Consider the following 6,752-nt stretch of genomic DNA (forward strand, 5'->3'; position numbering starts at 1 on the left):
ATCGGCACCGTTTGATGTATCCATGTTTGCAAGCATATTTATAAGTCCTATCAATGTTCCCAACATACCAAATGCAGGTCCAAATCCTCCAAGTGTATCAAATACTTTCCAAGCAGAAGAATGCCTAGCTTCTATGCAATTTATTTCATTTTCTATTTGTGCTCTAACTTTTGTAGGCTCAATAGCATCGACTATGAGCATTACGCAATATTTTAAAAATTCATCATTTAAATCCATTGTATTTACTTTTTCTTCAAGAACTAAAAGACCTTTGAGCCTTGCTTCCCTGGAAAGTTCTTCTATTGAATCAATATATTTATTCAAATCTGTTTTTTCTTTATTCATTAATACTTTCATGTTTTTCGGAACATCTTTCAGATATTTAACCGGAACAGACATTATCGTTGCTGAAATTGCTCCACCGAAAGTAATAAACATGCTTGAAACATCGATAAAACTCTCGGTTACCTGGGACATGCCTGACCCGCTACCAATTATTCCATAAATAACTAAGGCAAATCCCGCCAATAATCCAACTAAAAATGATATATTCATACTACACCTCTTTATTTATTCAGCAGTAACGCCTCTTAATATTTTTTGATTATATTTTATTATTTTTTCCACTATTTCATCTTTTGAATCTTTAATTAAATAATATTTTCCTGTTGTTAATGTTACTTTTGTTTCAGGAATGAATTCAATTATCTCTATTAAGTTTGCGTTTAACAAAAACTCTTCTCCGTTAATGCCTACTACCTCAACCATAGGACCTCCATATTTTCTAATAAAAATATTAATCACAATCACAAATTTTTATAAGCATGATTAATGCTTTTATTATTGAGTTTTGTCATTCTGAACGCAGTGAAGAATCTCATGAGATCCATCACTACGCTCAGGATGACGAAAATTTACTTTTAATTGTTTTACTATCTCTTTAAGTTAACAAGTTCCTCTAACATTTGGTCTACTACTGATATTATTTTTGTATTAGCTTGGAATCCTCTTTGTGTAATAATCATGTCAGAGAATTCATTTGCCAAGTCAACATTGGACATTTCCAATCCACCTGTAACCAGTGCTCCAGAACCTCCAAGACCGGCTGCGTGGTATGTTATAGTTCCAGTGTTATTTCCCGCAACATAGTAAGAACTTCCTTCCAATTTAAGCGCTGCTTGATTTGGAACTGTAGCAATTGCTATAAGTCCTAAAGTTTCTATAGTATCAGTTCCGGTTTTTACTCCAGTTATCGTACCATCGCTGTTTATAGTGATGTTTGAATAGTCATTTATAGGTATTTTTATTCCAACTAAAGTATCCTGAATTCCCTTACCATCAGTACCCTCTGCAGTTTTTGGAACTACAGCAGTAGTTACTGTACCACTAGCGTCTATTACACTGTTCAATCCTAAAACAATTGATCCATTTGAATCTACAAGCTGTCCTTCCGAGTCAAAATTCAATGCTCCGTATCGAGTATAGTACATTTCTCCGCTGGCATCTATAACTTTTAAATAGCCTTCTCCATTTATGTACAAATCAGTTTCCTTGTTTGTCGGAGAGTATCCTGACAATGTATGTATTGTATCAACTGATGCAATTTGTGCCCCATAACCTACCTGTGATGAGTTCGTTCCGCCTATTCCTGTAGCTGCCTGGCTTGGATTGCTCATTGTCTGGTAATATACATCCCTAAATGTTGCTCTTTGTGTTTTGTAACCATTCGTATTTACATTTGCTATATTGTTACCTATTACGTCCATTTTTGTCTGGTGGCTTCTCATTCCTGATACACCAGAATAAAGTGCTTTCATCATAATTAATCATTCTCCTTTTTTTATTAAGCTGCTAATCCTTCAAACAATCCAGATTTTAACCTCCTAAAAAGGACCGGCTATTTTATTACAGCTCCATCAATATTAGTAAATAAATTTTCTTTTAATTCATCGCTGTTTACAGCAGTTATTACTTTGTTGCTCATTGTGCTTACTATGAATGCTTGATTATCAATCATTACTAGCACATTTTTCAAACCCTTGTCCTTGGCTTGTTCTACCGCTTTGTTTAACTTACCGGTAACTTCTTCACTCACATCAATATTTCTTTCCTTTATCCTTTCGTTTGCATGCTTAGAAAAAATTACTTCGTTTTCAACTTTTTCATTTTCCTTAAATTTTTCATTTAAAATATCTTTGAAAGTTGAATTAATACTTTCTTTGTCTTTAACATTAGTGTTTAATTGAATGTTATTGTTTAAGTTGCTTATTTTTCTAATGAAATTAATATCAGTCATTTTATCACCACCTCACAACTTATTGCTGCTCTACACTTTCCACTGCTGAAATTTCATTTATCTCTTCTTCACCTAGAGCATCATTTATGCTGTTTATTCCTTCTAAAACTTTTTCAATCAATTCCTGCATCGGATCAGTTTCTGACGTTTGCTTTATTTCCATGACATTAGAGTAACTATACTCTATATCATTTACATATAGTTTTGTTTCTCCGCTGTGGATAGTAACCCTTTGAACTACACCTTCGTCTGCAACAAGGTTTCCTTGACTGTCGTAGCTTGCTACAACCACATTTTTTCCAATGAGCGATGTTGCCTGTCCCTGCATTGAAATATCTGATAAGTTTGACATTGCCTGCAACGATGAAAACTGGGCCATTTGTGAAATAAATTCAGTGTTTTCCATAGGATTCATAACATCTTGATTTGTCATTTGTGCAACCAGCAAATCCAGAAAATCCTGCATATCTAAAGATTCACTTGATGATTGAACGTTTAAATTGCTTGTGCTGCCTGTACTGTTCACATAGTTGTTGTATGCATTTATCTCCATTTTATCTCCTTAAACTGCACTGCTTAGTTTCATAGTTCTTAAATTTATAATTTGAGAAAATACGCCGTCTTCTTCGATGTCTTCTGATTCATTGCTGTAGTAAAAATTGTTGTTTCTTTGCCTGCCACGCCCGTTGTTTTGACTGTTATAATCCAATGGATTTTGTCCATATTGATGTTCATGGGGCTTAACTGTAACATTTACACTTGCTTCAGTATTTTTATTTAACGCTTTTGTAAGTTCTTCTGCATTTGAAGACAATATTTTATGTGTTTCTTCATTGGATGCTTTGATTTCAACTGTTATTTTATTGTTTTCAAAAATCATTTTAATGTCTACTTTCCCCATATTTTCAGGATTAAGTTCCATAGTGACTTGCTTTGTACCTTCTTTTCCTTCAGTTCCTTCACTGGTCATAAATACAATTTTGTCTTTCACTTGAGATAAAACTGAAGATTTAATTTGTGATGACTCATCACTCACTTCGATAATTTTGTTGTTCTCTTCCATTACGGGTTTGTTTTCTGTTACATCAACTTGATAATTAAATTCTTTTTTAAATTTATTTTTGTCACTTTCTATTTGTAATATTAATTTTTCAGCTGAAGAACTTAAATTCTTTTCATTTCCCTTTATAGAAATTTGTGATACTTGAGCTGCATCTTGATTTATAATGCTTTGCTGTCTGTCTTTTGTCACATCTTTTGCAATTCCATACGCTTTAGGATTAATAAAAGATATATTCTTTATGTTTTTATCACAGCAACTGTTTATTGCACTATACACTTCTTGAACTGCTTCAATATCAGAATTTTTTATGAAAGAATTTATGAAGTTATATCCGCTAATCATGCTGGTTAAATTATTATTTACATCTTTTAAGTCTGTCTTTTCTTCTTTATTTAACTCAGTTAAAAAGGAAATACTTTCATCATCAGAAATACCAGCATCATCTAAGTTTATGAAATTCTTTATATTGTTTCCTAACAACAATTCCATTGCATTGGCACTTACACTTGAATCAGCATTATCAATATTTAAAAAACCCGAAGAATCTGTTGCGCTGTTTTGTGTCATCAGCATATTTAACATATTCATAAATAAACCATCATCAGAATTTTTTAAATTGCTGTTTTTTTGCATTGCATTATTTTGAACCTGATTTGCCAGCATATTGTTTAAATTCATATTCACATTCATATTCATTTTCTCACCTCCTTTCAATTATTATAAATTTATACTGCATACCCTTTTGTCATGCTTTTATTAGATACAAATTCTTCAATAAATATTTCTTCGCTTTTCAAAAGAGCATGGTTGTATTTTTCATATTCTTTTTCTTTTAATTTCTCAAGACTTGATATTTCAATATTTTTACTAATAATTTCTTGTCTTTTTGATTCGATTTTCTTTAATAAATTTTCTTTTTCTTCTTCCTTGTTTTCTATTTGCTTTAGAATGCTGCTCATATAAATTTTGTAGTATGACATTTCTCCTACAGAAACACCAATAGTTGATTTTTCAAGAAAATCACTATTTACAGATGAAAATTTATCTTTTAAGTTCTTTATGTTAAGTTCCATAGTACTATATTCTTGATTTAAATTTCCCAGTTCAATTTTTAAATTCTCTAAAATTTGCTCTTTTATTTCTAATACTTTTTGAAGTGAAAAAATAAACTTTTTCATAATGCTCCTTTTAAATTGAAATAAATTACTAATTCTTAATTTCAGTTAAATGTCTTTCATCAAATCAAGCACATCGTCATATGTATATTTATCGTCTACTCCTTGAACTAAGAAGTTGTTTACTTTATCAATTTTGCTTATTGCTTCATCTAGCTTTAAATTAGTACCTTTTTTATAAGCACCTATGGATATCAAATCATAATTAGCGTAGTACACTGACAATATATCCCTAATTTTTTTTGCAGCATTATTTTGTTCTTTTGAAACTATATCATTCATAAGTCTAGATATGCTTCCATTAATGTCAATTGCAGGATAATGATTTGAATTTGCCAATTTCCTTGTCAAAACTATGTGGCCGTCAACTATTCCTCGTACTGTATCAGAAATTGGTTCATTTGTATCATCCCCTTCAACTAATACAGTATAAATTCCTGTTATCGAACCGGTGTTAAAATTTCCGCTTCTTTCTAAAAGTTTTGGAAGCTCCGCGTATATTGATGGTGTATACCCCCTTGCTACAGGAGGTTCTCCGGTTGCAAGACCTATTTCTCTTTGTGCCATCGCAAATCTTGTAAGCGAATCCATCATAAGGAGTACATCTTTTCCCTGATCTTTGAAATATTCAGCTATTGTCGTTGCGACCAGTGCGCATTTCATTCTCAGCATTGCCGGCTGATCTGAAGTTGCTATTACTAAAACAGACCTTTTTAAACCTTCTTCGCCTAAGTCTTTGTCAATAAACTCTCTTACTTCTCTTCCTCTTTCACCAACCAGAGCTATTACATTTATATCTGCTTTAACATTCTTTGCTACCATTCCAAGCAATGTACTTTTTCCCACACCGCTTCCGGCAAATATGCCTATACGCTGTCCCTTACCTATTGTTAAAAGTCCATCTATTGCTTTAACTCCAAAACTTAAGCTTGAATTAATTCTAGGTCTTGACAACGGATTAATATACTCATTGTCTACATAGCAGTATTCATCACAGTCAAATTTTTCACCATCATCAATAGGTTGTCCTGTTGCATCAACTATTCTTCCTACTAAAAAATCTCCAACCGGTATTTTTAATTTATTCTTTGTAGATATTACAGAATTTCCGAGCCCTATACCTTTAATGTCCTCATAGGGCATCAATATGACTCTCCCATCATTGAACCCAACAACTTCTGCACGTATTTTTTTATCATTTATGTCCGTATTTATTTCACATACTTCACCGATTTTATACTTGCTTCCTGTTGCTTCAATCATCATTCCGGATATTCTTTTTACTTTTCCTACGTATGTGCAGAAATCTTCTTTAGCGAGGACATCTTGGATATTTTTCAATTTTTCATCAATCATTTTTACTTAGTACCATTTCTTTAAGATTATTCAGCTGTGTAATAATACTTGCATCAACAATTCCTTCAGGTGTTTCAACAATAGCGCTTCCTTCTTCTAACTCTTCTGATACTTCTATTTTCACATCATTCGATATTTTGCTAAGGCTTTGAATTAAGTCTTTATCTGCTCTAATGGATTTCGCATCATCTTTGCTTGAAATATATACTTTAACCCATTCTTCATTTCTGTAATCTTTTATTACACTTTCTATTATTCTTGTTACTATATTACCTTGCAATTCAATTTTTTGTCTGATTATTTTTTCAGCTATATCAATTGCAAGCTTACTTAATCCTCTTTCATATGTGGAAATAATATTTTCTTTTTTATTTTCTATTTCTTCCAACATATTAGTTATTTCTTTTTCTTTAGTTTTATTTTGTTTATTGAGTTTTTCAGTGATTTTTAACTTACCTAATTCATATCCTTCTTCATAACCTTTGTTTTTACCAATTTCCATGCCTGCATTATATCCTTCTTCGAAGCCCCTTTTTTTTAATTCAGCTATCTCAGTTTGGACATTTCTTTTAGCAGCATTTATGATTTTCAAAGCTTCTTCATTTGCTTCTTTTAAAATTATTTCTCTTTGATTATATATTTCATACAAATCTTCCCTAGGTGTAGTTATTGATTTTTGTTCTGCAAATTCCTCTTTCTTAATGCGATTTATTTTTTTGTCATCAAATATTACATATTCAGCTTTAATTATATTAGACAATAATATCATCCTTTCCGCCCTTAGCTATGAACAATTCCCCTTCTTCTTCCAAACGCCTGATTACAGATACTATTCTTTGCTGAGCTTCTTCTACGTCTCTTA

General features: G+C 31.8%; 10 protein-coding genes. All 10 read right to left on the minus strand.

Annotated features, from left to right (window positions below; translation table 11 throughout):
• The coding region (locus SA378_RS01165; RefSeq protein WP_318524163.1) for a motility protein A at positions 1-555 on the minus strand (555 nt) is incomplete at its 3' end.
• 15 nt (positions 556-570) lie between these two features.
• On the minus strand, positions 571-768 hold the full coding sequence (locus SA378_RS01170; protein WP_318524164.1) for a flagellar FlbD family protein: 198 nt from the start codon (positions 766-768) through the stop codon (positions 571-573).
• 164 nt (positions 769-932) lie between these two features.
• The gene (locus SA378_RS01175; RefSeq protein ID WP_318524165.1) at positions 933-1,820 is read right to left on the minus strand and encodes a flagellar hook-basal body complex protein; all 888 of its coding nucleotides are present in this window, start codon (positions 1,818-1,820) and stop codon (positions 933-935) included.
• A 77-nt stretch (positions 1,821-1,897) separates the two neighbouring features.
• Positions 1,898-2,296 carry a TIGR02530 family flagellar biosynthesis protein gene (locus SA378_RS01180; RefSeq protein ID WP_318524166.1) on the minus strand — a complete coding sequence of 133 codons (399 nt, stop codon included), beginning with the start codon at positions 2,294-2,296 and terminating at the stop codon, positions 1,898-1,900.
• A 19-nt stretch (positions 2,297-2,315) separates the two neighbouring features.
• Positions 2,316-2,849, minus strand: coding sequence for a flagellar hook assembly protein FlgD (locus SA378_RS01185; RefSeq protein WP_318524167.1), 534 nt, complete (start codon positions 2,847-2,849; stop codon positions 2,316-2,318).
• A 9-nt stretch (positions 2,850-2,858) separates the two neighbouring features.
• Positions 2,859-4,055, minus strand: coding sequence for a flagellar hook-length control protein FliK (locus SA378_RS01190; RefSeq protein WP_318524168.1), 1,197 nt, complete (start codon positions 4,053-4,055; stop codon positions 2,859-2,861).
• 29 nt (positions 4,056-4,084) lie between these two features.
• Positions 4,085-4,537 (minus strand): flagellar export protein FliJ, encoded by a 453-nt coding sequence (fliJ, locus tag SA378_RS01195; RefSeq protein WP_318524169.1) that lies wholly within the window; start codon positions 4,535-4,537, stop codon positions 4,085-4,087.
• Positions 4,538-4,582: 45 nt separating this feature from the next.
• A complete protein-coding gene (gene fliI / locus SA378_RS01200) occupies positions 4,583-5,890 on the minus strand; it encodes a flagellar protein export ATPase FliI (RefSeq protein WP_318524170.1) in 1,308 nt (435 codons plus the stop codon).
• Positions 5,883-6,650 carry a FliH/SctL family protein gene (locus SA378_RS01205; protein WP_318524171.1) on the minus strand — a complete coding sequence of 256 codons (768 nt, stop codon included), beginning with the start codon at positions 6,648-6,650 and terminating at the stop codon, positions 5,883-5,885. Before SA378_RS01205 ends, fliI begins: the two co-directional genes overlap by 8 nt.
• Positions 6,643-6,752, minus strand: a 110-nt coding sequence (locus SA378_RS01210) for a FliG C-terminal domain-containing protein (RefSeq protein WP_318524172.1), incomplete at its 5' end; no start/stop codon positions are given. The genes SA378_RS01205 and SA378_RS01210, both read right to left, overlap by 8 nt.

The organism is Sedimentibacter sp. (assembly GCF_033447055.1).
Lineage (GTDB): Bacteria > Bacillota > Clostridia > Tissierellales > Sedimentibacteraceae > Sedimentibacter.